Source organism: Plantactinospora sp. A48 (assembly GCF_055793945.1).
The window spans coordinates 72,227-97,016 of sequence record NZ_JBTIXF010000022.1; the positions used below are offsets into that span (position 1 = coordinate 72,227).

The window sequence follows — 24,790 nt, forward strand, 5'->3', positions numbered from 1 at the left end:
CACCGACGGGGCCGCTGGGTACCGGCGCCGGATCAGCGGTGCCGGAGCAGTGCGGGCAGGTCGACCGCGTCCGCCATCGCGGCGCAGCCGGCGTCGTTGGGGTGCAGGTGGTCCCCGCTGTCGTACGCCGGCAGCAGCACTGCCGGATCGGCGGGGTCGCCGAGCGCCCGGGCGAAGTCGACCACTCCGTCGGCCTCCCGGTTGGCCCGGATCCAGGTGTTGACGTCGGCCCAGATGGCCCGCCGCTCCGGGGTGTCCATGAAGGATCCGCCGAGCGGCGGGACGGTGCCGAGGAAGATCGGCAGCCCTTGCGTGTGGGTCTGCGCGACGACCTGCCGGTAGCCGTCGATGATGTCGGCCGCCGGGGCGCTGAAACCGATGTCGTTGGTGCCCTCCAGCATGATCACCGCCCGCACTCCGGTCTGGGCGTAGACGTCACGCTCCAGCCGGGCCAGCGCCGGCACCCCCCAGTACGCCCCGTCCTCACGCGGCGCGAGCAACCGGTTGCCACCCAGTCCCTCGTTGACCACCGACAGCGTCTCAGCCGCGCGCCTGTCCCTCGGGGCGCAGCCGGAGCCGGGCTGTGGCGGAGGCGAGCACCGGCCCGGATCGCCCGTCGGGGCGCAGCCGGAGCCGGGCTGTGGCGGAGGCGAGCACCGACCCGAGTTGTCGAGCCGACGGGCCAGGTAGTCCGGCCACCGGTGGTTGGCGTTGCCGGTGGTGTTCGCGGTGTCGGTGATCGAGTCGCCGAGCGCCACCACCGAGCCGACCCGGTCGGGCGACCGTACGTCGAGGCCGTCGACGAGCATCCAGCACGGGGTGTCGGCGTACCCCTCGGCGCCGGTGGCCAGTGCCCGGTCACCGGCGGCCAGGTAGTTGCCCTGGGCGGTGAACGGGTGGTTGGTCACCGGGCCGGTCGGCTCGGGCACGTGTACCGAGACCAGCAGGGTGGACAGGGCGGCCACGGTGAGCGGCACCGGGTCGCTGAGCGCCCGGCCGCCGGCGGCGACGGTCACCACCGGCTGCCCGTTGAAGGTGAGCGCCCGGACGGTACCGGGCTTCGCGGCGGCGCCGGCACCCTGCACCGCCACCGAGGCGTGGTCGACGCGCAGGGCCCGTTCGCCGAAGGTGTTGGTGATCCGTACCCGCACGGCGGAGCCGCCGGCGGTCACGAACGCCACGTTCCGGACGGTCTGGTCGGCCAGGCCCTTACCGGCGGGACAGTCCGACCAGGGGATCTCGCTGCCCACCACGGGGCTCGGCGCCCAGGCCGCCACCCAGGTGCCGGCGGCGGGTGAGCCGGCGTCCGGGCCGGCCGGGGTGGCCGCCGTCCGGGCCAGCGCGCCGCCCGCCAGCACCAGCGCCACCCCGGCGGCGACCGCCAGCGGGGCGAGCCGACGGCGCGGACCGGCCGTCGGGAACGGTACGTCGGAATGTACGGTCACGCGCGTCTCCTAGAGCTGGTCGAGATCGACGGCCGACGCCATGGCGGCGTACCCGGTGTCGTTGGGGTGCAGGTGGTCGCCGCTGTCGTAGGCCGGGAGCAGCCGGTGCGGCTCGGCCGGGTCCCGGGTGGCCCGGTCGAAGTCCACGACGGCGTCGAAGGCGCGGTCGGCGCGGATGGCGTCGTTGACCGCCAACCGGACCGCCTCCAGTTCCGGGGTGTACTCGGACCACCCCTCGAACGGGGTCAGCGTGCCGGCGACCACCCGCAGGCCGTGCCGGTGGGCCCGGCCGGCGAGCTGGCGCAGCGCGCCGACGATCCGAGCCGGGTCGGTCTCGTTCGGCGTCTGCTGGATGTCGTTGATCCCCTCCAGCAGCAGTACGGTCCGCGCGCCGGTCCGGGACAGCACGTCGCTGTCGAACCGGTCCGGCGCGGCCGGGCCGAAGCCGTCGTACATCCCGGGCAGCAGCAGTCGGTTGCCGGTGATCCCGGCGTTCTGCACGGCCAGCCGCCGGCCCGGCGGCCGGTCGAGCAGCCGTTCGGCCAGGCGGTCGGGGTACCGCCGGTCGGCTCCGTAGCTGGACATGTAGCCGTCGGTGATGGAGTCGCCGAACGTCACCACCGCGCCGGGTACGGTCGGGTTCCGCACGTCCACCCCGGTCACGGCGTACCACGCGGAGGTCGTCGCGGTGAAGGCGCCACCGTCCTGGTCGGCGGCGTGGTCGCCGCCGGGGGCGAGGTACGAGTCGCGCCAGGCCAGCCCGTGTACGGTGGCCGGCCCGGACTGCTCCCGGACGTACCCGCTGAGCAGCAGTTCGGCGCGGTCCGGGACGGTCATCGGCACCGGATCGCTGAGCACGTCCCGCCCGGCGGGCACGCTGACCGCAGCGTGCCCGCCGAAGGTGACCCGCCGCAGGCTGCCGGGCAGCGTCGTCGCGTCCGGCTGTCCGGGGGCCGGCCGGGCCACCGTCACCGATCCGAGCCGCAGCGGACCGGTGCCGAACTCGTTGGACAGTCGGATCCGGACCGCCGATCCACCGACGCTGATCCGTACCACGTTCCGGACGGTCGTGCCGGTGAGGTCGGTCGCCGCGTCCCGGTTGACGGCGGCTTCCCAACTGCCCACCCAGCCGGCGCCGGGCGCCGGGGGTCGGCCGGCGGGGTCGGGTCGGCCCGGGGTCGCGGGCGCGGCACCGGCCGGCACGCCGCCGGCCAGGGTCGCGAGGGCGGTCGACAGTGCGAGCCAGAACACCGTCGTACGTCGCCGGGCCGGCCTTCGGGTCGGAGCACCCGGTCGCGGTGGGACGCCGTCGGGGTCGGCTTGGTTCGTCACGCCTCGGCCCTCCAGGAGATCCAATTAATAGATCTCTATATAAGTACGGGATCGACCGGGGCGCAAGCACGGACAGCGCTTTCCCGGTACCCGCGGTCGACGGCGGTTACCCGGCCACCGGGCGGCCGGCCGCGGTTGCGCCATCCGGGACTCGACAGCGGTCAGCGGTCACCCGGAATGACGGCGGCCGGTGTCGACCGGGCCGAATCCACAATCACATTCCCGACACACGGCACGTTCGGAATGCATAAACCTTCCGCGATGCCGTCTGCCCTTTCAGGGGAGTCCACCATCGTTGCGCGAGGGCCAGAATTGCGGAGCGGGGAATCTCCAGGAAAGACGGAAGGACGATACCGGTGGTGGATGACGAGGGTACGGCAAGCCGATGTGAGGTGCGGGTCATAAGCATCTACTCCGTACCGTGGCACTACTCCGGGACATCGCTGCGCGACCTTTCCCAGGAGTTGAACCTCGGGCCACTCACCAACCACTACGACCTGTACCGGGAACAGCTGCCGAGGCTCCTGCCGGACAGGTTCTTCGGTGGCGAGACCGCGGCATCGGGCCTCACCCTCCGCCACCAGCCGGACAACGTGGTATTCACCAAGTCCGACGCGATGATCTTCGCTCTGCCGTCCAACCAGGTGGTGATAGCGGCGGTCTTCTGCTTCGCCACCGAATCGCTTGTCGGGCCCGAGAAGGCGGATGCCGTCCGAGCCATCACCTCGGTCCTGGAACAGTGCATCGAGGGCGAGATCCTGGTGACGCCGAAAAACGGCCACCGCCCGGTTCCACTGGCCGAGCACATCGACCGGGCGCTGCCGAACCCCGAGCCCGACGTCGTCTCGTCCCCGGCCCGCACGCTGCTCCCGGAACGGCACCAACTGGTGTTCGTCAGCCCGCACGGCCGGCAGTCCGAGGAACCGAGCGCCGACGTGATCAACAGGATCGTCTACCGGGAGTCGCCACCGTACAGCGAGGAGTTCTCCCGACCGCAGAAGCCGGAACAGTTGAACCTGACCAGAAACGACAAGACCCTGCTCGGCGTTGTCACGCCCTATGTCAGCCTGCTCTGGAACCACGAGATGCAGGTGGAGGACAGCATCTTCCTGTCGACCGTCCACGCGGTCGGCACCGCGACCATCTTCCGGAAGATCTGGCGTGATTCGTACCGGCAGGTTCGTGACTTCCGGGACACCGGGCAGTCGCAGCAGGTCGGGGTCCAGACCCGCGACGCGCTGGAGGCGCTCGCCGACGAACTCGGCAACCTCGAGTTCGACCTGACGTTCAGCGTCGAGTTCCCCCTCATGCGCATCGAGACCTTCCACTCCGCGCTCTACGAGGCGATGGACCTCTCCGGGCAGGCCCGCGCGTTGAGCCAGATGTTCGGTCAACTCAGCGGCAGCCTGCGGTCCGAGATCACCGCGATCGACGTACGCGAGCGCCGCCGGGACGAGAGCCGCCAGAAATGGAACGCGTTCGCCGCCGGTGTGCTGAGCCTCATCGGTGTGTCGGTGGGTTTCGTCATCGCCTTTCTCGGAGTCAACACGACCCAGGTGCCCACCGAGCCGAGCCCGCTGTCCATGTGGGATCCGAGATTCGCCACGGTTTACCTCGTCGCGGGGGCCTTCGCTGTCGTACCGGTCTTCCTCATCGCGTTTCCGTACCTGCGCGGCTGGACCGAGCGACGCCGGGGCCGCGTACCCCTGGTCGCCGGCGCCGCGACGGTGCTGTTCGGCGCGGCCCTGATCACCGGCGCGTTCTTCATCGACAGAGGCACCGGCCGGACCCTGGTCATCGACGCGATCATGAAGTCCGCGGGGCTGCTCGGCGTGCTGACCGGGGCGAGTCTCATCGGCGCCTGGCTGTGGACCCGGGCGGGCCGGCCCCGCTGGCGCAGGTGGCGCCGGGCCCGCGCCGCGCACCGGATCGCGGCGGTGGATTCCGGCGGCGCGACAACCCTGGGCTGGAGCCGCTCAACCGTGGCCTGAGAGTGGCAGGGTCGCGTATTCGAGTAGGTGGAATTCCCAAGCTTGAACTGGTCGTCGAATACGCAGTGCAGCGGCAGTGCGCTGCTTGGTTGTTGCTGACGTCGAGCGGCGTTGCGTGGGCAGGATCTCGCGGGGGGCCGCGACATCTGCTCGCTGGCTCCGGTCAGTTGATCGAGGCTGGGCAGGCGTCGGAGCGTGTACCGGGGTGGAGCTCCCGGGTGGGTGCCCGGGTTTCCTGCCGAACCCTAACGGGGCTGTTTGCTGATGCGTTCCCATTCGCGGGTGGCTGCCGGTTCCCACTCCGCGTGCTGCCGGTGAAAGAGTTCCGCAGCGCGGAGGCCGATCCATCCGGGGGGTAGGAGTTCTTTGGGCAGCACGGGGTCGATCAGCAGAATCTGGCGCCAGGCGTGCACGAGTGTGGTGACCCGGACGATTGGGTCGTCGGAGGGTGGTTCGGTGAACGCCGAGAGGAAGGCATCGTGCTCCCGCGTCACCTCGTCGAGGTCCCAGGCTTGGCGCACCAGCGTTGAGAGGTCGCCGCCGGCAAGGTACTCGGAGCGGAAGATCTGCGCCTCCTGGTGCACCCCGGCTTCCCTGAGTACCTGCTCCACCTCCTTGACCCGGTCGGTACGCGTGCTGATCCAGATGCCGGGTGCCGGGTTACCGAAACCGCCCCACCGGAAGCGCGTACGGAGCAGGTGTCGACCGGCGCGGTTGGTCTCCGCAGCGCGCGCCAGCACCACCAGCCATCGACGATCCCAGTCTGGCTGCGTGACGTTGGCGCCGAAGATCCGTTCGGCGCCGAGGTTGAGGAACTGCTCACAAGCCGGACTGAGCCCCCACCAGGTGTGCCGTCCGACCATGCTGCGGACGAGCCAACCGTCCGCCACGGCGCGATTCAGCGCCTGCCGGCAGGTTGGCTCCTCCACATCGAGGCGCCCCAGCGCATCGATGAAGGCTGACGTGGGTGCCGGCCGCCGGGCCGGGCGGACGTAGTCACCAAGCACAGTGATCAGCAAGCCGCGCACCCCGCCCGTGCCGGCCGCGTAGCGGCGCGACACCACGAACCTTTCCCGGGACGCATCTCCGAACGGAACAGCCGCGTCCGGGGGCTCAGGCAGATCCATGTCCGCCACCTGCTCTTTGCGAATGGACGGGCTGTGGAGGCACGCGGGCATTGTATTGAGCCCTTCGGCGGTGCTTCACCCAGCTTCCGGGAGGACTACAAAAGTCCAGGTCACGACTAAAGATGCGATTAGCCGCCTTTGCAACGTTCGACGTAGGCATTGACCACCGTCAAGTGGATGTCATATGGTCGCATCTCAGCGACGTACGTCGATATAGCTGGTGCGACCTCAGTGGTCAGACGCGACATCAGCTCGCACCTGAGTTCAATCCCACCGACGCAAGCAGTTGAGGAGGGGCAATGCGCCTATCTCGTTCTCGCCTATTCGCTGCCGCCGCCGCGCCGACGGCGGTAGCACTCGTCGCTGGCGTCGCGGTGGTAGCCGCCACCACGCCGGCCGCGGCAGCCGCCGGTTGCCAGGTCACCTACTCGGTGAGCGCCCAATGGCAGGGCGGTTTCACCGGCAACGTCAGCTTGACCAACCTGGGCGACCCGGTCACCAGTTGGACACTGACCTGGTCGTTCAGCGGCGGCCAGCAGGTGATCCAGGCATGGAGCGCCACAGTCAGCCAGAGCGGCTCACAAGTCACCGCCCGCAACGCCAGCTGGAACGGCAACCTCGCCGCCAACGCCAGCACCACCTTCGGGTTCAACGGCTCGTGGAACAACAGCAGCAACTCGGTGCCCAGCAGCTTCTCGCTCAACGGCACGACCTGTAACGGCACTACCCAGCCGACCACCGGCCCCACGGCCGGACCGACCCCGACCCCCACCACCTCACGCCCGACCACGCCACCCCCGACGACCCCACCCGCGACGGGAGGCCCGAACACGATGGGCTTCATTGGCTGCTCGATGGCCGAAAACGTCTCGCAGGGGTACCGGGCGGTCGGCGGCCAGCGCATGTGGGGTCCGTACGGCACGGGCGGCGCGGTCGTACAGTCGTGGACCGACCCCAACTCCAGCTCCTGGCAGAGCTTCGACCGGCAGGCGGCCCAGTACGGCCGACCGACAACCGTCTGGGTGCAGATCTGCATCTTCGCCCAGAACGGCGTGACCTACGACGAGGTCAGGCGGCTCATCGCCAACGCGCGTCAGCACGCCGCCCCCGGAGCGACAATCTACATCTCCGGTCAGCCGCTCTACGATGCCGGCCAGACCTGCTTCCTGGCCGGCTCCGGCGGCCCGGAGCTGACCGACAGCATGGCCCGGCAGGCCGCCGCCGACTCGACGCAGAATGTGATCTACCCTGGCACGTTCCGCCTCCACAGTGGTGAGGTATCCGACGGCTGCCACGCGAACACGGCAGGACAGCAGTCGCTCGGCCGGCAGGCCATCGGGTACTGGGGGTGACTGGTGCAAACGTCTCGCTAGCGCCGTGATCATCGAACGTTTGAGGTGTTGGGGTCGGGCCGCTTGGACAGCGGGCTGGCCCCATCGTCGTTGTTGTTTCGCTGTGGATGCGGCGGGCGGGGACGATGATCGGGTGATCGGCGCACCGTCGAGGTCACGGCCCGTTGTACGGCGCGCTTGGTGCCGGTCGGACCGACGTGGAACGGTTGCGGACCGTGGTGGCCCCGACGTCGATGCCACGGGCCACCGACGGGCGGATCGTCCTGGCCGTGGCTGTCACCTGCTGGCCGCGGCCGGAAGCGCACGCCGGGCCGGAGCGGATCCTGTGCCACGTGGACCGCGCCGCTGGACGCGGTCCGGCTGGCCCCAGGCACCGAACTGGCCGTGGTCACCGCCGAGCAGCTGCGCACGGTGGTGGACTGACTGATCACCGCCGGGCACTGACAGCCCGGTGACCCGGCGACTGCACCCCGGGCCGACCCGCCGCGCCGCCCGGGCCCGACCCGACCATGATCGACCTGCTGTGGCAGGCGTTCCTGCGCCGTTTCGACATCGCGCACATCAGCGAGGAGTCGATCTGGGCGCGCGCCAACGAGCGCGTAATCGCATCTGATCGAACAGGCGCCGGTGCGCGCAAGTTGTTGCTTGTCGTACCTGGTGGCCACGGTCCGATACCGCTTGAGCCGGTGGCCGCGCCGACGGAGCTGCCATACCTGACCCGCATCAATACGACCTCGTCGTCGCAGCTGTTCGCGCCACCGTCGGCTTCAAGAGATCATCACGACGGCGTGCCGGCGGTCAGCCGGGACAGTCGGCCGGCTTCGGCAACAGCCAGGGGCGTTGGTGCCTTCCGCGGTAATCCGATGGATCACGCGCCGATGGCACCGGTAGCTTGCCGCGACGTGGCTCTACCAGTACTGCACGGGAACGCTTCCGCCAGGAGAGCGAGAGCTCGAATCCTGGGAGTGCCAGCTCTACTGAGAGGGCGATGAGGCGCCGGGCGCGACAGGGTACGGGCCTGTTCCGGGCGAGGGGACGGGCCGGCGGGCGGATGGCCCGGGCGGTCCGGGTCCTTCGGCCCTGACCGATCGGCTGGCCGTCACTCAGGCTGAGAGCGCAGGCTTGAGGAGGCTTCACATGCGGTATGCGGACACCCAGGATGCCTGGCGTGACTTCACCGGCCAGGACTGGCGGGAACGGATCGACGTGGCGGCGTTCGTCCGGGACAACGTCACACCGTACGAGGCGGGACCCGGCTTCCTCGCCGGGCCGACCCCGCGCACGACGGCCCTCTGGGACGGCCTACGGGCGATGTTCGTCGAGGAACGGCGACGCGGAATCTACGACGTGGACACCCGGACCCCGTCCACCATCACCGCGCACCGGCCCGGCTACCTGGACCGGGACCGGGAACTGATCGTCGGCCTCCAGACCGACGCGCCGCTGCGCCGGGCCATCATGCCCAACGGCGGGCTGCGGATGGTCGAGGCCGGTTTGAAGGCGTACGGCTACGAACTCGACGAAGGTGTCCGGCAGATCTTCTCGACGTACCGCAAGACCCACAACGACGGCGTCTTCGACGCCTACCCGGCGGACGTGCGGGCCGCGCGGCGGTCGCACATCATCACCGGCCTGCCCGACGCCTACGGGCGGGGTCGGATCATCGGTGACTACCGGCGGGTGGCCCTGTACGGGGTGGACCGGCTGATCGCCGACCGGGAGGCGCTGAAGGCGGCCCTGGACGACCGGCGCAGCACCGAGGACGTGATCCGGGACCGCGAGGAGCTGGCCGAGCAGGCCCGGGCGCTGGCGGAACTGAAGCTGATGGCCGCCGCCTACGGGTGCGACATCGGCGGCCCGGCCGGTACGGCCCGGGAGGCCATCCAGTGGCTCTACTTCGGCTACCTCGGCGCGACCAAGGAGCAGAACGGCGCGGCCATGTCGCTGGGCCGCACGGCCAGCTTCCTCGACTGCTACCTCCAGCGGGACATCGCGGCGGGCCGGCTGACCGAGACCGACGCCCAGGAACTGATCGACGACTTCGTCATCAAGTTGCGGATCATCCGGTTCCTCCGCACCCCCGACTACGACCAGCTCTTCTCCGGCGACCCCACCTGGGTCACCGAGTCACTCGGCGGGATCGGCACGGACGGCCGGCCGCTGGTCACCCGGACGACGTTCCGCTACCTGCAGACGCTGTACAACCTCGGCCCGGCCCCCGAGCCCAACCTGACCGTGCTGTGGTCGCCGGACCTGCCCACCGGATTCAAACGGTTCTGCGCCCAGGTGTCGCTGGACACCAGCGCCATCCAGTACGAGAACGACGACCTGCTGCGGCCCCGGTACGGCGACGACACGGCGATCGCCTGCTGCGTCTCGGCCATGCGGGTCGGCCGGGACATGCAGTTCTTCGGCGCCCGCGCCAACCTGGCCAAGGCGCTGCTGTACGCCATCAACGGCGGTCGGGACGAGCTGACCGGCGAGCAGGTGGCCCCGGCCACCGAACCGGTCGGCGGGGAGTACCTGGACCACGCCGAGGTCGTCGCCGCGCTGGACCGGACCCTGGACTGGCTGGCCGAGACGTACGTGGACGCGCTCAACGTCATCCACTACATGCACGACCGGTACGCCTACGAGCGCCTGGAGATGGCCCTGCACGACTTTCCGGTGCACCGTTTCCTGGCCACCGGCATCGCCGGGCTCTCGGTGGCGGCGGACAGCCTGTCGGCGATCAAGCACGCCCGGGTGAAGGTGCTGCGCGACGAGTCCGGGCTGGCCACCGACTACGCCGCCGAGGGCGACTTCCCGACGTACGGCAACAACGACGACCGGGCCGACGCCATCGCGGTGGAGCTGGTCGAGAACTTCATGGCGAAGATCCGCCGCCAGCCCGCGTACCGGGGCGCCGAGCCGACCCTGTCGGTGCTGACCATCACCTCGAACGTGGTGTACGGCACCAACACCGGCAACACCCCGGACGGGCGCCGGGCCGGCGAGCCGTTCGCCCCGGGCGCGAACCCGATGAACGGCCGGGACCGGCACGGGCTGGTCGCCTCGGCACTGTCGGTGGCGAAGCTGCCGTACGACAGCGCCCGGGACGGGATCTCGCTGACCAGCACGGTCACCCCGGGCGGGTTGGGGCGGACCAGGGACGAGCAGATCGGCAACCTGGTGGGGGTGCTCGACGGCTTCACCGACGCCGGCGGCTTCCACATGAACGTCAACGTGCTGGACCGGGCAACCCTGGAGGACGCCATGGCGCATCCGGAGAAGTATCCACAGCTCACCATCCGGGTCTCCGGGTACGCGGTGAACTTCGTCCGGCTCACCCCGCAGCAGCAGCGCGACGTCATCGGCCGCACCTTCCACGGATCGATGTGACGGCCATGACCCCGATCCTGACCACGGCGCCGACAACCGCGGGCCGGCTCACCGGATCGGTCCACTCCTTCGACGTGTCGACCGGGGTGGACGGGCCCGGCACCCGGTTCGTGGCGTTCCTCGCCGGCTGCCCGCTGCGCTGCCAGTACTGCCACAGCCCGGACACCTGGCACCGCGGCAACGGCCGGCCGATGTCCGTGGACGACCTGCTGCTGCACATCCGCCGGTACGAGCGGTTCATCAAGGTCGCCGGCGGCGGGGTGACGCTCAGCGGCGGCGAGCCGCTGATGCAGCCCGCGTTCACCCGGGAGGTGCTGCGCGGCTGCGCCGACCTGGGTCTGCACACCGCGCTGGACACCAGCGGCTTTCTGGGCGACCGCGCCGACGACGCGCTGCTGGCCGCCACGGACCTGGTCCTGCTCGACGTGAAGTCGGGCGACCCGGCCACGTACCGCCGGGTGACCCGGACCGGTCGGCTGGCGCCGACGGTACGGTTCGGCCACCGGCTCGGCGAGCGCGGCATCCCGATCTGGGTCCGCTTCGTGCTGGTGCCCGGGCTGACCGACGACCCGGCGAACGTCGACGCGGTGGCCGACATCGTGGCCGGCCTGCCCACCGTGCGGCGGGTGGAGGTGCTGCCGTTCCACCGGCTCGGCACGGGCAAGTACGCGGCGCTCGGCCTCAACTTCCCGCTGGCCGCCACGGCCCCGCCCGACCCGGCCCTGGTGGACCGGGTCCGCGCCCAGTTCCGGGCCCGCGGCCTCACCGTCTACTGACGAAAGGAAGGGCCCCCTGTTATCGCTTTTTGTATAGCAGGGGCCCCTTCTTAACGCCCCCCGACACCGGCGCGTTCGTAACGGTCGTTCTCGTGCCCCCCACCGGGCGGGTGGGCGTCGGGCGGGTGGCCGGCCGGGCGGGTGGCCGGTCGGGCGGGTGCTCCACGGGCCTCTCAGGGCTTGCGGCCCACCCCGCCGAAGATGGTGTAGTAGGTGTCCGTCTGCTGCGAGTCGGCCGAACCGTCGGGATGCCACTCGGCCAGCGGCACCAGTCCGGGCGGCACCAGTTCCAGCTCGCCGAAGAAGGAGGTGATCTCCTCGGGGCTACGCCACCGGCCGGTGCCGAGCGTCTCGTTGAAGACCCGTTCCACCTCGCGCGTCCGCCGGGAAACCTCGGGGCGGGCCTCGCCCGGGTCGGTGAAGTGCGAGATCGCCAGGTAGCTGCCGGACGGCAGGGCGGCGAGCAGCCGCCGCGCGACACCGGCCGGGTCCTCGTCGTCGTGCAGGTGGTGCAGGATCGCCAGGAGCAGCAGCCCGACCGGCTGGTCAAAATCGATCATGCGCCGGACGTCGGGGTGTTCGAGTATCGTCTCCGGATCCCGGACGTCGGCGCCGACCACGATGGTGGTCCGGGCGTCGGCGAGCAGGGCCCGGCCATGTGCGAGCGCCATCGGATCGTTGTCCACATAGACCACCCGGGCGTCCGGATCGACCGTGTGGGCGATCTCGTGGACGTTACCCTGGGTAGGCAGGCCCGAGCCGAGATCGAGGAACTGTCGGATACCCGCCTCCGCGGCAAGGTACCGGACCGCCCGGCGGAGAAAGGCCCGGCAGGCCCGGCCCGCCTCGGCACCGTCCGGTGTGACCCGCAGCGCCAGCTCGGCCGCCTTCCGGTCGACCGCGAAGTTGTCCTTGCCACCGAGGTAGTAGTCGTAGACCCGGGCGATGCTGGGCCGGGTCGTGTCGACGCCCGGCGGCGCCGGCCTCTCGCTAGTCAACGCTTGGCACTCCTCCGTGAGACAGGGTTGCTCGCGGCCAGGCGGGACCCGAGACAACCACGGCCAGCGACCGACACCGGCCCACCGCGGTGCGTCCGGGTGTGCCCCGAGCGTAGATGAGAACGCTCACAACGTCGATCCCGCGGGTCCCGGCGGACCGTCCGCCGATCACATTCGGTGAGATCCAGCACCGTCCATCGCCGGCCCCCGACCACCGTCCACCGTCGGCCCCCGACCAACCGCCACCGCCGGCCCCCGACCACCAGCCACCGCCGGCCCCCGACCGATACTCGCCGGCACTTTTCGATCAGGGTTTCGCCGATCGGGCAACCAATCGCGGCATCGACCGCGTTCGGTTCGGTGGGCGGGCCGGATCACGGGGGACGGCCCGACGGGGAGGTGCGTTGTGGACCGAGTGCTCCGCCGCCGGGCCGGTGGTGCCGGTGTGCTGCTCATGCTGCTGGCCGTCGGCGCGGTGTCCGGCTCGGCCGGTCCGGCCGCGACCCCGTCGTACCAGGATCCGGCCCTGCCCGTCGCCACCCGGGTGGCCGACCTGCTGTCCCGGATGAGCCTGGCCGACAAGATCGGCCAGATGACCCAGGCCGGGCGCGAATCGGTGAGCGCCGAGGACCTCGGCACGTACCGGCTGGGATCGGTGCTCTCCGGCGGCGGTTCGGTCCCCGAGCCCAATGACGCCACCGGCTGGGCGGACATGTACGACGCCTTCCAACGCGGCGCGCTGGGCAGCCCGTTGGGGATACCGATGATCTACGGTACGGACGCCGTACACGGGCACAACAACGTGGTCGGGGCGACGATCTTTCCGCACAACATCGGTCTCGGCGCCACCCGGGATCCGGCCCTGGTCGAACGGATCGGCCGGGCGGTCGCCGAGGAGGTCACCGGAACCGGCGTCGACTGGGACTTCGCGCCCTGTCTCTGCGTGGCCCGTAACGACCGGTGGGGGCGCGTCTACGAGTCGTTCGGCGAGACCCCGGACCTGCCGTCGTCGATGGCCACCGAGATCACCGGTCTGCAGGGGACGACGCTCGGCGGGCCCGCGTCGGTGCTGGCCACCGCCAAGCACTACGTCGGGGACGGTGGGACCACCGACGGCACGGACCAGGGCGACACCGAGTTGACCGAGGCGCAACTGCGGGCCATCCACCTGCCGCCGTTCGCCGCGGCGGTGCGTCGCGGGGTCGGCTCGGTGATGGTCTCGTTCAGCAGTTGGAACGGCGCCAAGCTGCACGGCAGCGAGTACCTGATCACCTCGGTACTCAAGGGCGAGTTGGGCTTCACCGGTTTCGTGGTCACCGACTGGAACGGCATCGACCAGCTCGACGGGGCGCCCGGGTTCACCCCGGACGAGGTGCGCACGGCGATCAACGCCGGCGTCGACATGGTGATGGTGCCCACCGAATGGCGGTCGTTCCTCGACACGCTGCGCGCCGAGGTGGAGAACGGGGACATCCCGCTGAGCCGGATCGACGACGCGAACCGGCGGATCCTGTCCAAGAAGTTCGAGCTGGGCCTCTTCGAACACCCGCTCGCCGACCGTTCCTGGGCGGCCACCCTCGGCAGCCCCGAGCACCGGGCCCTGGCCCGGCAGGCGGTCCGGGAGTCCCAGGTGCTGCTGAAGAACACCGGGAACGTGCTGCCGCTGGCCCGCGACCAAAACCGGATCTTCGTGGCCGGCAGGAACGCCGACGACGTCGGCAGCCAGAGCGGCGGCTGGACGGTCACCTGGCAGGGTTCGCCGGGCGCCATCACCCCGGGGACGACGATCCTGGCGGGCATCCGCGCCGCCGTCGGGCCGAGCACCACGGTCGACTACGACGAGACGGGCACCGGCATCAACCGTAGCTACCGGGCCGCGATCGCCGTGGTCGGCGAGCGACCGTACGCCGAGTACGAGGGCGACCGGACCGGCTCGCTCGGCCTGGACGAGGACGACCTGCGGACCCTCGCCACGCTGCGCGCGGCCGGCGTGCCGGTGATCGTGGTGCTGGTGTCGGGCCGGCCGTTGGACATCGCCCGACAGCTGCCGGACTGGTCGGCGCTGCTGGCGTCCTGGCTGCCCGGCACCGAGGGCGCGGGCGTCGCCGACGTGCTGTTCGGCGCCGCCGCGCCGACCGGCAAACTGCCGATGACCTGGATGTCCTCGGCCGACCAGCAGCCGATCAACGCCGGTGACGGCAAGCGGCCACTGTTCCCACAGGGCTACGGCCTGACCTATCGCGCCACGGGCTGACCTGCCGCGCCACCGGCTGACCTACCCGCCACCGGCTGACCTGCCGCGCCGCGTCTGGGCCGCCGAGCCCGGCGGAGCCGGTCGTACCGGTGGGGTGGGCACCACCGGTGGGTTGGCGGCATGATCGGGCCATGGCTTCTCTGACCGAGGATGAGGCGCGGACCCGGGCCGGCCTCATCCGCATCCGGCGGTACGACATCGACCTCGACCTCACCGGTCTGCTCACCGGCACCACGCTGCGCAGTCGCAGCACCGTGGATTTCACCGCGCGCCGGGCCGGCGAACCGACCTTCGTCGACATCGCGGCCGACAGCGTACGCGCCTGGTTGGACGGGGAGCCGCTGCCGGCGTCCGCGTACGACGGCGAGCGGCTGCACCTGCCCCCGCTGGCCGGCGAGCACCGGCTGGTGGTGACCGCGACGACCGACCGGACCCAGCAACGCTTCGGCCTGCACCGCTGGACCGACCCGGCCGACGGCCAGACGTACGTGTGGACCACCTTCGAGCCGGACGGCGCGCACCGGGTGTTCGCCTGTTTCGACCAGCCCGACCTCAAGGCGGTGTTCGGGTTCACCGTACGGGCGCCGGAGGGCTGGACCGTGGTGTCCAACTCGGCGGCGTACGACCCGGACCAGCGGTCCGGCCAACCAGCGGCCGGTCCGGCGGACCAGCCGGCGGACGCAGACCCGGCCGGAGCGGGCACCCGGACCTGGGTCTTCGCCGACACGCCCCGGCTGTCCGCGTACGTGACGGCGGTCTGCGCCGGACCGTTCCACCAGATCCGCCGGGCCGTCGACGGGTACGACCTGGGACTGCTCGCCCGGCGCAGCCTCGCCGAACGCCTCGACGAGCAGGCCGACGAGCTGTTCGAGCTCACCGCGACCGGTCTGCGGTTCTTCGGCGAGCAGTTCGACATGCCGTTCCCGCAGCGGACGTACACCCAGGTCTTCTGCCCGGACTTCGGCGGGGCGATGGAGAACTGGGGCTGCGTCACCTGGGCGGACCTGTTCGTGTTCCGCACCGAGCCGACGGACGCCGAGCGGGAGCAGCGGGCGACGGTGCTGCTGCACGAGATGGCGCACATGTGGTTCGGCGACATCGTCACCATGCGCTGGTGGGACGATCTGTGGCTGAACGAGTCGTTCGCGGACTGGGCCGCCCGGTGGGCCGCCAGCCGGGTCACCCCGTTCACCGAGGTCTGGGTGTCGTTCCTCGGCGGCCGCAAGGACGCCGGCTACAGCGTGGACGCCGGGCCGAACACCCACCCGATCCACCAGCGGATACCCACGGTGGCGGACGCGCAGGCCGCCTTCGACCAGATCACCTACGCCAAGGGCGCGAGCGCGCTGCGGCAGCTCATCGCGTACGTCGGGGAGGAACCGTTCCTCGCCGGGCTGCGCGGGCACTTCGCCCGGCACGCCTACGACAGCGCCACCCTGGCCGACCTGCTCGACTCGGTGGCCGGACCGTCCGGCCGGGACCTGACCGCCTGGTCCCGGGAGTGGCTGCTCACGGCGGGCACCGACACGTTGTCGATGCACGCCGAGGTCGACACCGCCGGCCGGTACCGCTCGGTGCGGGTGCTGGCCGAACCGCCGGCGGACCGACCGGCGAACCGGCCGCACCGGCTGGCCATCGGGGTGTACGACGTCGAGGGTGACCGGCCGGTGCGGCGGCAGCGGGTGGAACTCGACGTGCTGGCCCCGAGCACGCCGGTGCCCGAGCTGGCCGGCGCCCCGGCCGCCGACCTGCTGCTGGTCAACGACGGGGATCTGACGTTCGCCCGGATCCGCCCGGACGGCCGGACCCGGGAGGCCCTGCTGCGGCACGGCCCGGAGCTGCCCGACGCGCTCTCCCGGACGCTGGCCGGGCTCACGCTGTGGCACCTGGTCCAGGACGGGTTGCTGTCCCCCACCGAACTGGTCCGGTACGCCTGCCGGGCGCTCGCCGTGGAGACCTCCGCACCGGTGCGGGACAGCCTGCTCGGCTGGGCCGTCCGGGCGGTACGGTTCTGGACCGACGAGTCGGTGCTGGTCGAACTGGGTGACGAGCTCGCCGCCGCCTGCGTGGCGGTCGCGGTCCGGGCCGAGGCCGGGTCCGACCGGCCCACCCGGCTGGCGGCGCTGCGGGCCGCCCTCGCGGTCGCCTACCGACCCGAGCGGCTGGCCGAACTGGACCGGCTGGTCGGCGCCGACCCCGACCTGCGGTGGCGGTGGCTGGCCCAGGTCGCCGCCACGGGCGGCCACGACGAGGACGCCGTGGCGGACCTGCTGGCCCGGGACCCGGACCCGGACGCGGTCCACCGGGCGCTGGCGGTGCGGGCCGCCCGACCGGACGCCGAGGCCAAGCGGGAGAGCTGGCGGTCCCTGGTGACCGGGACGGTGCCGATCTCGGCGCTGCCGGCGGTCAGCGAGTCGTTCTGGCATCCCACCCAGGGCACCCTGCTGGCACCGTACGCCGACCGGTTCCTCGCGGAGCTGCCCCGGCTGTCGGCCGGCGGGATCATCTCCATGGCCCTGGTGGCGCACCTGTTCCCCCGGCGCGGCGTGGACGCCGGCTTCGCCGCGCGGGCGGCGTCCGCCGCGGACGCCGACGGCCTCCAGCCGGTGACGGCCGTGCAGGTCCGGGAGCAGGCCGCGCTGCTGACCCGGATGCTGCGCGCCCGCACCCTCCGGTAGCCCCGCCGACCGGTAGCCCCGCCGACCGCCCACGGCGGTCCGGACCGGACGGCGGCGCCGGGCCGGAATCCATGCACGGCGGCGCCGGGCCGGGGTCCACGCGCTGCCGTGCCGGGTCCAGGTCCGCCCGGCGGCGCCGGGCCGGGTCCGCGCGCGGCGCCGTTCACGGGGTACGGCAGGATGGACCCGACCGAGGGAACGGGAGCTGCGTGGTGACTGCCGGCAGACTGCTCGCGGTGAGCGACCTGCATGTCAGGTACGCCGACAACCGCGCCGTGCTGGACCGGCTGCGGCCGGGCCACGACGACGACTGGCTTCTCGTGGCCGGTGACGTCGGCGAACTGTTCGCCGACGTCGAGTCCACCCTGGCGCTGCTGGCGGACCGGTTCCGGGTCGTGGTCTGGGCGCCCGGCAACCATGAACTGTGGACGATGCCGGCCGACCCGGTGACGCTGCGCGGGGTGGCCCGCTACGAGCGACTGGTCGAGATGTGCCGGCGGCTGGGAGTGGTCACCCCCGAGGACGAGTATCCGGTCTGGACCGGGCCGGGTGGGCCGGTGACCGTGGCGCCGCTGTTCGTGCTGTACGACTACTCGTTCCGGATGCCGGGCGTCGACACCAAGGAGGAGTCGCTGCGCCGGGCGTACGCGGCGGGCGTGGTCTGCACCGACGAGGCGCTGCTGCATCCGGACCCGTACCCGGGCCGGGACGACTGGTGCGCGGCGCGGATCGCGTACACGATGGACCGGCTGGCCAACCGCGACCCGGCGCTGCCCACCGTGCTGGTCAACCACTTCCCGCTGGTCCGCGACCCGACCCGGGTGCTGCGCTACCCGGAGTTCGCCCAGTGGTGCGGCACCGACCGGACGGCCGACTGGCACCGCCGGTTCGACGCCGCCGCCGTGGTGTACGGGCACCTGCACATCCCGCGGACCACCTGGCACGACGGGGTCCGCTTCGAGGAGGTGTCGCTGGGCTACCCCCGGGAGTGGAAGCCCCGCGGCGTGGCACCGGCGCCCCGGGTGATCCTGCCCGAGCCGCCCGGCTGAGGTGGCGACCGCTCCGGGCAGATAGCGAGATCCATCCATGATAGAAAGGACTCGCTGTCGTTACTGCTACGGGGAGGTAACCATGCGTAAGCTACGCCTGCGCTCAACACGTCCAACCGGTCATCCGCCCGGCCAGGTCCGGCCCGCCGGTCCAGCGGGCTCGACCGGCCCCGCCGGTTCGGCCCGAGCGGGGCGGTTCGGCCGATCGGTTCTGGCGGTCGTCCTGGCGGCGGCCGGCGCGGTCGCCGTGGGTGGCGGGCAGCCCGCCCAGGCGAACCCGAACTGCCCACAGGGCGCGATCATGAACGTGGTCGCCCACGAGGACGACGACCTGCTCTTCCTCAGCCCCGACCTGCTGCACGACGTGCAGGCCGGCCGCTGTGTCCGGACCGTCTTCCTCACGGCGGGAGACGCGGGCAACAACGACACCTACTGGCTGGGCCGGGAGAGCGGCTCCAAGGCCGCGTACGCCCAGATGGCCGGCGTCGCGAACACCTGGACCCAGACCGACGCGGGGATCAGCGGGCACCCGATCCCGGTCTTCACCCTCGCCGCGAAGCCGACCGTGTCGCTGGCCTTCCTCCGGCTGCCGGACGGCTACCTGACCGGCTCCGGCTACCCGAACACCGGCTGGCAGAGCCTCCAGAAGCTGTGGCTGAACGACATCTCCACGATGAACTCGCTGGGCAGCGGCTCGTCGGCCTACAGCCGGTCCGGCCTGATCAACACCATCACCGCGTTGATCAGCGCGTACCAGCCGAACCGGGTCAACACCCAGGACTACGCCGGCAGCTTCGGCGACGAGGAGCACCGCGACGACCACGCCGACCACCACGGCGCGGCCTACTTCGCCCAGGCGGCCGTGCAGGCGTACCCCGGCTCGGTGGTCTTCACCGGTTACCACGACTACCGGATCAGGAACTACCCGGCGAACCTGTCGTCGTCGCCGGCCGACATCACGGCCAAGGAGAACGCCTTCTTCGCCTACGCCGCCTACGACAGCGGGGTCTGCGGCAGCCAGGCGGCCTGCGCGGGCACCGACTACGAGGCGTACAACCGGCGCCAGTACACGGTGCTCGGTCCCAACCTGGCCCGGACCGCGACCGCCACGGCGAGCAGCCAGGACACCAGCACCGGCCAGACGGCCGGCAAGGCCGTCGACACCGTGATCACGGGCTGGCCGGTTGATTCCACCCGGGAGTGGGCCACCGTCGGCGGCGGCAAGGACAGCTGGCTCACCCTCACCTGGCCGAGTGCCCGCCCGGTCCAGCGGGTCGTTCTCTACGACCGCCTGAATGACGCCGACCAGATCACCAGCGCCACGCTGAAGTTCAGCGACGGTTACACGGTGACGGTCGGCCCGTTGAACAATGCCGGCCAGCCCACCCCGGTCCTGCTTTCGACCCCGCACACGGTCACCAGCGTGAAGCTGACGATCAACAGCGTCAGCTCGACCACCCAGAACGTCGGCCTCGCCGAGATCCAGGTCTTCAACGACCCCGACCTGCACTGATCAGCCGATACCGCGAGCCGGTCGGCCGCCCGGCATCTCCGGGCGGCCGGCCGGCTCACCCGGCGTTTCTCCTGGGGGTCCCGAGGCGCCGGACCGTCCGTCCGCGGGCCGGACCGGCAGCCCGCGCGGGCGACAATTGCCACCTCTCCCGTCCACTGGTAGACATGGAGTGTTTGCGATATAACGCCCAGTCACTCCGGGTGAGTGTCAACGGGAGGTCTGTCATGTGCGGGATCGTCGGATGGGTCGACTTCGACCGGGACCTTCGCGCGGAGGACGCCGCGCTGCGCGCGATGACCGCCACCATGTCGCTGCGTGGTCCGGACGCCGAAGGGTTCTGGCTGGACGAACACGTCGCCCTCGGCCACCGGCGGCTGGCGGTGATCGACCTGGACACCGGGGACCAGCCGATGACGGTACGGCGCGACGGCGAGACCGCGCTCGCGCTCACCTACAGCGGCGAGGTCTACAACTATCGTGAGCTGCGCACCGAGCTGACCGGCCGGGGGCACGCCTTCCGGACCACCAGCGACACCGAGGTGGTGCTGCACGCCTACCTGGAGTGGGGCGCGGACTTCGTCGACCGGCTCAACGGCATGTACGCCTTCGGGCTGTGGGACGCCCGGCGGCAACAGTTGCTGCTGGTCCGCGACCGGATGGGCATCAAACCGCTGTACGTCTACACCGGTCTGCCCGGTGCCGTCCTGTTCGCCTCCGAGCCCAAGGGCGTCTTCGGGCATCCCGCTGTCGAACCGGTGGTGGACACCGCCGGCCTGCGCGAACTGTTCGCCTTCGTCAAGACCCCCGGGCACGGCATCTACCGGGACCTGTCCGAGGTGCGGCCCGGCGAGGTGGTCACCGTCGACCGGACCGGAACACACCGTCGGCGGTACTGGCGCCCCACCTACCGCGAACACCGCGACGACCTGGACACCACGATCCGCACCGTCCGCGAACTGCTGGACGACATCGTGCGCCGCCAGGTGATCGCGGACGTACCGCTGGGCACGCTGCTGTCCGGCGGCCTGGACTCCTCGGCGATCACCGCCCTGGCCGCGACGGCGCTGCGGGAACGCGGCGAGGGTCCGCTCCGGTCGTTCGCGGTGGACTTCGTCGGCCAGACCGAGAACTTCCGGCCCGAGCCGATGCGGGGCACCCCGGACGGCCCGTACGTCCACGACGTCGCCAAACACGTCGACGTCGACCACGAGGACATCGTGCTCGACGCCGCGAGCCTGATGGACCCGGTGGCCCGCGCCGGCGTCCTCGCCGCCATGGACCTGCCGGCCGGGCTGGGTGACCTGTTCACCTCGCTCTACCTGCTGTTCCGGGCGGTACGCGGCAGGTCCACCGTCGCGCTGTCCGGCGAGGCGGCCGACGAGGTCTTCGGCGGCTACCGGTGGTTCCACGACCCGTCGATCGTTGGCGCCGACACCTTCCCCTGGCTGGCGTTGCCGGTCGGCCCCGGTTCCACGGGTTCGATCCTCAGCACGGAGCTGAGCGACCGGCTCGAACTGGACGACTACCGGCGGGACGCCTACCGGGACGCCCTCGCCGAGGTCGAGCACGGCGACGACACCGACCCGCACAACCGGCGGATGCGGGAGATCTGCTACCTGCACCTGACCCGCTTCGTGCAGATCCTGCTGGACCGCAAGGACCGGATGAGCATGGCGCACGGGCTGGAGGTGCGGGTCCCGTTCTGCGACCACCGGCTCGTCGAGTACGTCTACAACACGCCGTGGGCGATGAAGACGTACGACGGGCGGGAGAAGAGCCTGCTGCGCGGGGCGACCGCCGACGTGCTGCCGGCGTCGGTGGTGGCGCGCACCAAGAGCCCGTACCCGTCCACCCAGGACCCCCGGTACGAGCGGGCGCTGCGCGACCGGCTCCGCACGGTGCTCGACGACTCGCCCGCACTGCCCCTGCTGCACGAGGGACGGATCCGGCCCCTGGTCGACGCGCCGATCGAGTACGACGGCTTCGGTGCCACCCGCAGTGCCATCGAACTCGTGCTCAGCCTCGACATGTGGCTGCGCCGTACCCCCGCCCGGCTGGTCGGATAGCTCGCACCGCCCGGCCGCTCGGGTGGCGGGCCCGCTAGGCAGCCCTGCGCGCCAGATAGATGGTGTTTGTCGAGGTGCGGCGCTGTAGCGGGTTGTCGAACTCGACGACCTCGGCGCGGGCGGTCGTGAAGGTCTCACCCAACAGGGCGGTGAACCCGTCGTCCGGCGGGTCGTTGGACCAGAGCGCGAACACGCCACCGGGGTGCAGCCGGTCGGCCACCTGCCGCAGCCCGGCCGGGGTGTAGAAAGCCGCGTGCCGTGGGTGCAGCAGGTGGGTCGGGCTGTGGTCGATGTCCAGCAGTACGGCGTGCACCGGGCGGCCGGGATGCTCCGGGTCGTACCCGGTGGGATCGGCGGTCAGTGCGAAGAAGTCGGCATGCAGCAACCGGCAGCGGGGGTCGGTGGCGACGGTGCCGGCGAACGGCAGCAGGCCCTGCCGGTGCCAACTGATCACCTCGTCCAGTGCCTCCACCACGACCAGGGAACGGACCCGCCGATCGGCCAGCACGGTCCGGGCGGTGTAGCCGAGCCCCAGGCCACCGACGATGACATCCAGTCCGGCGTCGTCGAGTTCCGCGCCGACCTGGGCGGCGTCGTCGAGTTCCGCGCCGAACCGGGCGGCGCCGTCGAGTTCCGCCAGCCCGAGCCGGGCCAGCTCGACCTCCGCCACGGTGAACAGGCTGGACATCAGGAACTCGTCGCCGAGCTTCACCTCGTACACCTGGGTTTTGAGCAGGGGGTCCAGCCTGCGCCGCAGGCTGATCTCGCCCATCGGCGTCTGCTGCCAGGCCAGTTCCTCGAACCGCATGCTCATCCCGCCATCGTTCCAGGCCAGGGCGCCGATCGGGCGCCCGCCACCCGGGTGAACGGCTCGGCACCCGAGCGGACACCGCGGGACGGCTCTGTCAGCGGAACCCAGCCCCGCCGGCAGCCGGCTGTCCTGGGCCGGACGATGGCTGATCCGGCGCGGTGGCGGTTACTTCAGCCCGCTCACCCCCATCCGAAACCAGGCACCGCGCCGACGGTGTGGGCGGCGGGTGGTCAGGAGGTGCAGAACGGTGCCGGCTCGGTGAGACCGAGGTCCTTGCAGTCGTATCCGCTGCCGGCGCCGTAGTACTTCCAGCCCGTACCGGCCTTGTAGTGGAACAGGTAGACGCCGTCACCGACGCTCGGGCCCTGCGGGTCGGCCCCCGCCCAGCCCTGCACGCACTCGACACGGCCGAAGGCCACGCCCTTCGGCAGTTCGACCAGCTTCTGCAGGGTCGTCCCCGAGGGACAGGCGGCGCTCTTGACACCCCCGGGCGCCTTGGTGGTCACCCTGGGCGTGGCACCGGGGGTGCCGTCCGCCAGAGCAGACACGGCCGGAGCGGACACGGCCGGAGCAGACGCGGTTGCGCCAGGACTGGGTGCCGGCGTGGTGGTACAGGCGGTAAGTGCGAACAGAACGGTGACGGCGAGCGGCACCGGAATTTTTCTCAAATCCATCGGCGACCCGCTCGCAGACGCGGGCGCCGGTCGGCAGCCGTGGTGCCGCGCTAGAGGTTCTTCGTCATGAAGACGCTGTTGGGGTCCTCCCGGTAGGAGCCGAACGGCTCACACGGGACGAACCCCGCCTTGGAATACAGCGCTCGGGCCGGAGCGAAGAACTCCATGCTGCCGGTTTCCAGGAAGATCCGGCGGATGTGGCGTCGCCGCGCGTCCCGCAGCAGATGCGCGAGGATCCGGGTGGCGACGCCCTGACCTCGCCGCCGCGGATCCGTGCGCATGCTCTTGAGTTCCTCGTGCCCCGGCTCCAGCACCGCCAGTGCGCCCGTCCCGACGATCTCGGCGGCGGTGTGGGCAACCCAGAGCTGGACGCCGGGCGCCCGCAGTTCAGACAGGTCCAGCGCATGCCTGCTCTCGGCGGGCGCGGTGGGCGCCATGTCGTCCAGATGTGCCTGGAGAAAAGCGCCGAGACCGGGGTCGCCGAAGTCGGCGCGCTCGATCCTCAGGTCCATGGTCAACATCCTGTCGGGACCGCGTTACGGCCACGTTTCGGCAGCCGGGACCGGGCACCACCCGGACCGGCACCGCACCACCCGGACCGGGCAGGGCAGGGCGGCTGACAGTCGATCCGACCGAACGCTGATCTTGATCGCTGGCGGAACTGCTGATTGGCTGGCCGACATGACTGACCTCGGACCCGTCGCCTGGCCACCCGAGCCGATCCGGACCGAGCGGCTCGTGCTCCGCGAGCCCGAGGCCCGGGACCGTCCGACGTTCATCGAGCTGCTGGCCTCGCCGGAGGTGCACACCTACCTGGGCGGTCCCCGACCGCGTGCCGAACTTGAGCGCGAACTGCCCGAGACTCCCGAGCGGTGGCCCGGGAGTTTCGTCGTCGAGCTCGACGGGACGATGATCGGCCAGATCCTGCTCAGGAGGGCGACGGGCAACCGTCGCCCGGCCGCCGTGGGCAAGGCCGATCTCGGTTACCTGTTCCTGCCGCGGGCGTGGGGATTCGGGTACGCCACCGAGGCGTGTACGGCGGCGCTCGACTGGTTCGACGGCGCCCTTCCCGGCGAGCCGGTGGTGCTCTTCACCCAGAGCGCCAACCTCGGCTCGATGCGTCTCGCGGCCAAGCTGGGCTTCGGCGAGGTGGAACGGTTCCACGCCTGGGCCGCCGAGCAGTGGCTCGGCCAGCGGCCCCCGCCCACACCAGCCGCCTGAGCAGGCGCCCGACAGCACCGCCAGCCACGCCCCTGACGGGTTTCCCTCGAGCCCGCCCCCGACGAGATCAAAACCTAACCCACCAAATGGGAGGGACCAGAGGGGTGTCCGCAGGTCCACCA

The 24,790-nt window shown here is 71.3% G+C and carries 18 protein-coding genes; 11 read left to right on the top strand and 7 right to left on the bottom strand.

Annotated elements, in window-relative coordinates; genetic code table 11:
• Positions 1 to 32: 32 nt before the first annotated feature.
• Both ACXN5W_RS14255 and ACXN5W_RS14260 read right to left on the bottom strand, forming a co-directional pair.
• Positions 33 to 1,445, bottom strand: a complete 1,413-nt coding sequence (locus ACXN5W_RS14255; RefSeq protein WP_473158737.1) for an SGNH/GDSL hydrolase family protein — start codon at positions 1,443 to 1,445, stop codon at positions 33 to 35.
• Between the two features lie 9 nt (positions 1,446 to 1,454).
• Entirely contained in the window at positions 1,455 to 2,696 is a 1,242-nt protein-coding gene (locus ACXN5W_RS14260; protein ID WP_473158738.1) for an SGNH/GDSL hydrolase family protein, read from the bottom strand.
• 437 nt (positions 2,697 to 3,133) lie between these two features.
• Here ACXN5W_RS14260 and ACXN5W_RS14265 point away from each other — a divergent pair, with 437 nt between their 5' ends.
• A complete protein-coding gene (locus ACXN5W_RS14265; protein ID WP_473158739.1) occupies positions 3,134 to 4,768 on the top strand; it encodes a hypothetical protein in 1,635 nt (544 codons plus the stop codon).
• Positions 4,769 to 5,013: 245 nt separating this feature from the next.
• On the opposite strand, the gene ACXN5W_RS14270 is transcribed toward ACXN5W_RS14265, so the two are convergent.
• On the bottom strand, positions 5,014 to 5,895 hold the full coding sequence (locus ACXN5W_RS14270) for a PaaX family transcriptional regulator (protein WP_473158740.1): 882 nt from the start codon (positions 5,893 to 5,895) through the stop codon (positions 5,014 to 5,016).
• A 299-nt stretch (positions 5,896 to 6,194) separates the two neighbouring features.
• On the opposite strand from ACXN5W_RS14270, the gene ACXN5W_RS14275 reads away from it, so the two are divergent.
• The 4 genes from ACXN5W_RS14275 to pflA all read left to right on the top strand — a co-directional run bounded on the left by ACXN5W_RS14275 (position 6,195) and on the right by pflA (position 11,404).
• Positions 6,195 to 7,247, top strand: a complete 1,053-nt coding sequence (locus ACXN5W_RS14275; RefSeq protein WP_473158741.1) for a cellulose binding domain-containing protein — start codon at positions 6,195 to 6,197, stop codon at positions 7,245 to 7,247.
• A 197-nt stretch (positions 7,248 to 7,444) separates the two neighbouring features.
• Positions 7,445 to 7,702 (top strand): hypothetical protein, encoded by a 258-nt coding sequence (locus tag ACXN5W_RS14280; RefSeq protein ID WP_473158757.1) that lies wholly within the window; start codon positions 7,445 to 7,447, stop codon positions 7,700 to 7,702.
• A gap of 682 nt (positions 7,703 to 8,384) precedes the next feature.
• A complete protein-coding gene (gene pflB, locus ACXN5W_RS14285; RefSeq protein ID WP_473158742.1) occupies positions 8,385 to 10,628 on the top strand; it encodes a formate C-acetyltransferase in 2,244 nt (747 codons plus the stop codon).
• Positions 10,629 to 10,633: 5 nt separating this feature from the next.
• Positions 10,634 to 11,404, top strand: coding sequence for a pyruvate formate-lyase-activating protein (pflA, locus tag ACXN5W_RS14290; RefSeq protein ID WP_473158743.1), 771 nt, complete (start codon positions 10,634 to 10,636; stop codon positions 11,402 to 11,404).
• A 173-nt stretch (positions 11,405 to 11,577) separates the two neighbouring features.
• On the opposite strand, the gene ACXN5W_RS14295 is transcribed toward pflA, so the two are convergent.
• Positions 11,578 to 12,402, bottom strand: a complete 825-nt coding sequence (locus ACXN5W_RS14295; protein ID WP_473158744.1) for an SAM-dependent methyltransferase — start codon at positions 12,400 to 12,402, stop codon at positions 11,578 to 11,580.
• A 406-nt stretch (positions 12,403 to 12,808) separates the two neighbouring features.
• Here ACXN5W_RS14295 and ACXN5W_RS14300 point away from each other — a divergent pair, with 406 nt between their 5' ends.
• The 5 genes from ACXN5W_RS14300 (at position 12,809) to asnB (ending at position 21,962) form a co-directional block, all read left to right on the top strand.
• Positions 12,809 to 14,656: a glycoside hydrolase family 3 protein gene (locus ACXN5W_RS14300; RefSeq protein ID WP_473158745.1), complete on the top strand. Its 1,848-nt coding sequence runs from the start codon at positions 12,809 to 12,811 to the stop codon at positions 14,654 to 14,656.
• 131 nt (positions 14,657 to 14,787) lie between these two features.
• Positions 14,788 to 17,334 carry an aminopeptidase N gene (gene pepN / locus ACXN5W_RS14305; RefSeq protein ID WP_473158746.1) on the top strand — a complete coding sequence of 849 codons (2,547 nt, stop codon included), beginning with the start codon at positions 14,788 to 14,790 and terminating at the stop codon, positions 17,332 to 17,334.
• 212 nt (positions 17,335 to 17,546) lie between these two features.
• Positions 17,547 to 18,383, top strand: a complete 837-nt coding sequence (locus ACXN5W_RS14310; protein WP_473158747.1) for a metallophosphoesterase family protein — start codon at positions 17,547 to 17,549, stop codon at positions 18,381 to 18,383.
• An 82-nt stretch (positions 18,384 to 18,465) separates the two neighbouring features.
• Positions 18,466 to 19,896: a PIG-L family deacetylase gene (locus ACXN5W_RS14315; protein ID WP_473158748.1), complete on the top strand. Its 1,431-nt coding sequence runs from the start codon at positions 18,466 to 18,468 to the stop codon at positions 19,894 to 19,896.
• A 224-nt stretch (positions 19,897 to 20,120) separates the two neighbouring features.
• Entirely contained in the window at positions 20,121 to 21,962 is a 1,842-nt protein-coding gene (gene asnB, locus ACXN5W_RS14320) for an asparagine synthase (glutamine-hydrolyzing) (protein ID WP_473158749.1), read from the top strand.
• 34 nt (positions 21,963 to 21,996) lie between these two features.
• Here asnB and ACXN5W_RS14325 read toward each other — a convergent pair whose 3' ends face one another.
• The 3 genes from ACXN5W_RS14325 to ACXN5W_RS14335 form a co-directional block, all read right to left on the bottom strand.
• Complete coding sequence (locus ACXN5W_RS14325; RefSeq protein ID WP_473158750.1) at positions 21,997 to 22,776, bottom strand: polyamine aminopropyltransferase; 780 nt, start codon at positions 22,774 to 22,776, stop codon at positions 21,997 to 21,999.
• Positions 22,777 to 23,003: 227 nt separating this feature from the next.
• On the bottom strand, positions 23,004 to 23,321 hold the full coding sequence (locus ACXN5W_RS14330; protein ID WP_473158751.1) for a hypothetical protein: 318 nt from the start codon (positions 23,319 to 23,321) through the stop codon (positions 23,004 to 23,006).
• A 176-nt stretch (positions 23,322 to 23,497) separates the two neighbouring features.
• Positions 23,498 to 23,959: a GNAT family N-acetyltransferase gene (locus ACXN5W_RS14335; RefSeq protein WP_473158752.1), complete on the bottom strand. Its 462-nt coding sequence runs from the start codon at positions 23,957 to 23,959 to the stop codon at positions 23,498 to 23,500.
• A 169-nt stretch (positions 23,960 to 24,128) separates the two neighbouring features.
• Here ACXN5W_RS14335 and ACXN5W_RS14340 point away from each other — a divergent pair, with 169 nt between their 5' ends.
• A complete protein-coding gene (locus ACXN5W_RS14340; RefSeq protein ID WP_473158753.1) occupies positions 24,129 to 24,668 on the top strand; it encodes a GNAT family N-acetyltransferase in 540 nt (179 codons plus the stop codon).
• Positions 24,669 to 24,790: the final 122 nt, after the last annotated feature.

What these genes read in the sequence shown, in the direction of transcription:
- pflB (WP_473158742.1), top strand. Translation starts at nt 8,385, where the DNA reads ATGCGGTATGCGGACACCCAGGATGCCTGGCGTGACTTCACCGGCCAG.
- pflA (WP_473158743.1), top strand. Translation starts at nt 10,634, where the DNA reads ATGACCCCGATCCTGACCACGGCGCCGACAACCGCGGGCCGGCTCACC.
- ACXN5W_RS14340 (WP_473158753.1), top strand. Translation starts at nt 24,129, where the DNA reads ATGACTGACCTCGGACCCGTCGCCTGGCCACCCGAGCCGATCCGGACC.
- ACXN5W_RS14335 (WP_473158752.1), bottom strand. Translation starts at nt 23,959, where the DNA reads ATGGACCTGAGGATCGAGCGCGCCGACTTCGGCGACCCCGGTCTCGGC.
- ACXN5W_RS14325 (WP_473158750.1), bottom strand. Translation starts at nt 22,776, where the DNA reads ATGAGCATGCGGTTCGAGGAACTGGCCTGGCAGCAGACGCCGATGGGC.
- ACXN5W_RS14315 (WP_473158748.1), top strand. Translation starts at nt 18,466, where the DNA reads ATGCGTAAGCTACGCCTGCGCTCAACACGTCCAACCGGTCATCCGCCC.
- pepN (WP_473158746.1), top strand. Translation starts at nt 14,788, where the DNA reads ATGGCTTCTCTGACCGAGGATGAGGCGCGGACCCGGGCCGGCCTCATC.
- ACXN5W_RS14270 (WP_473158740.1), bottom strand. Translation starts at nt 5,895, where the DNA reads ATGGATCTGCCTGAGCCCCCGGACGCGGCTGTTCCGTTCGGAGATGCG.
- ACXN5W_RS14275 (WP_473158741.1), top strand. Translation starts at nt 6,195, where the DNA reads ATGCGCCTATCTCGTTCTCGCCTATTCGCTGCCGCCGCCGCGCCGACG.
- asnB (WP_473158749.1), top strand. Translation starts at nt 20,121, where the DNA reads ATGTGCGGGATCGTCGGATGGGTCGACTTCGACCGGGACCTTCGCGCG.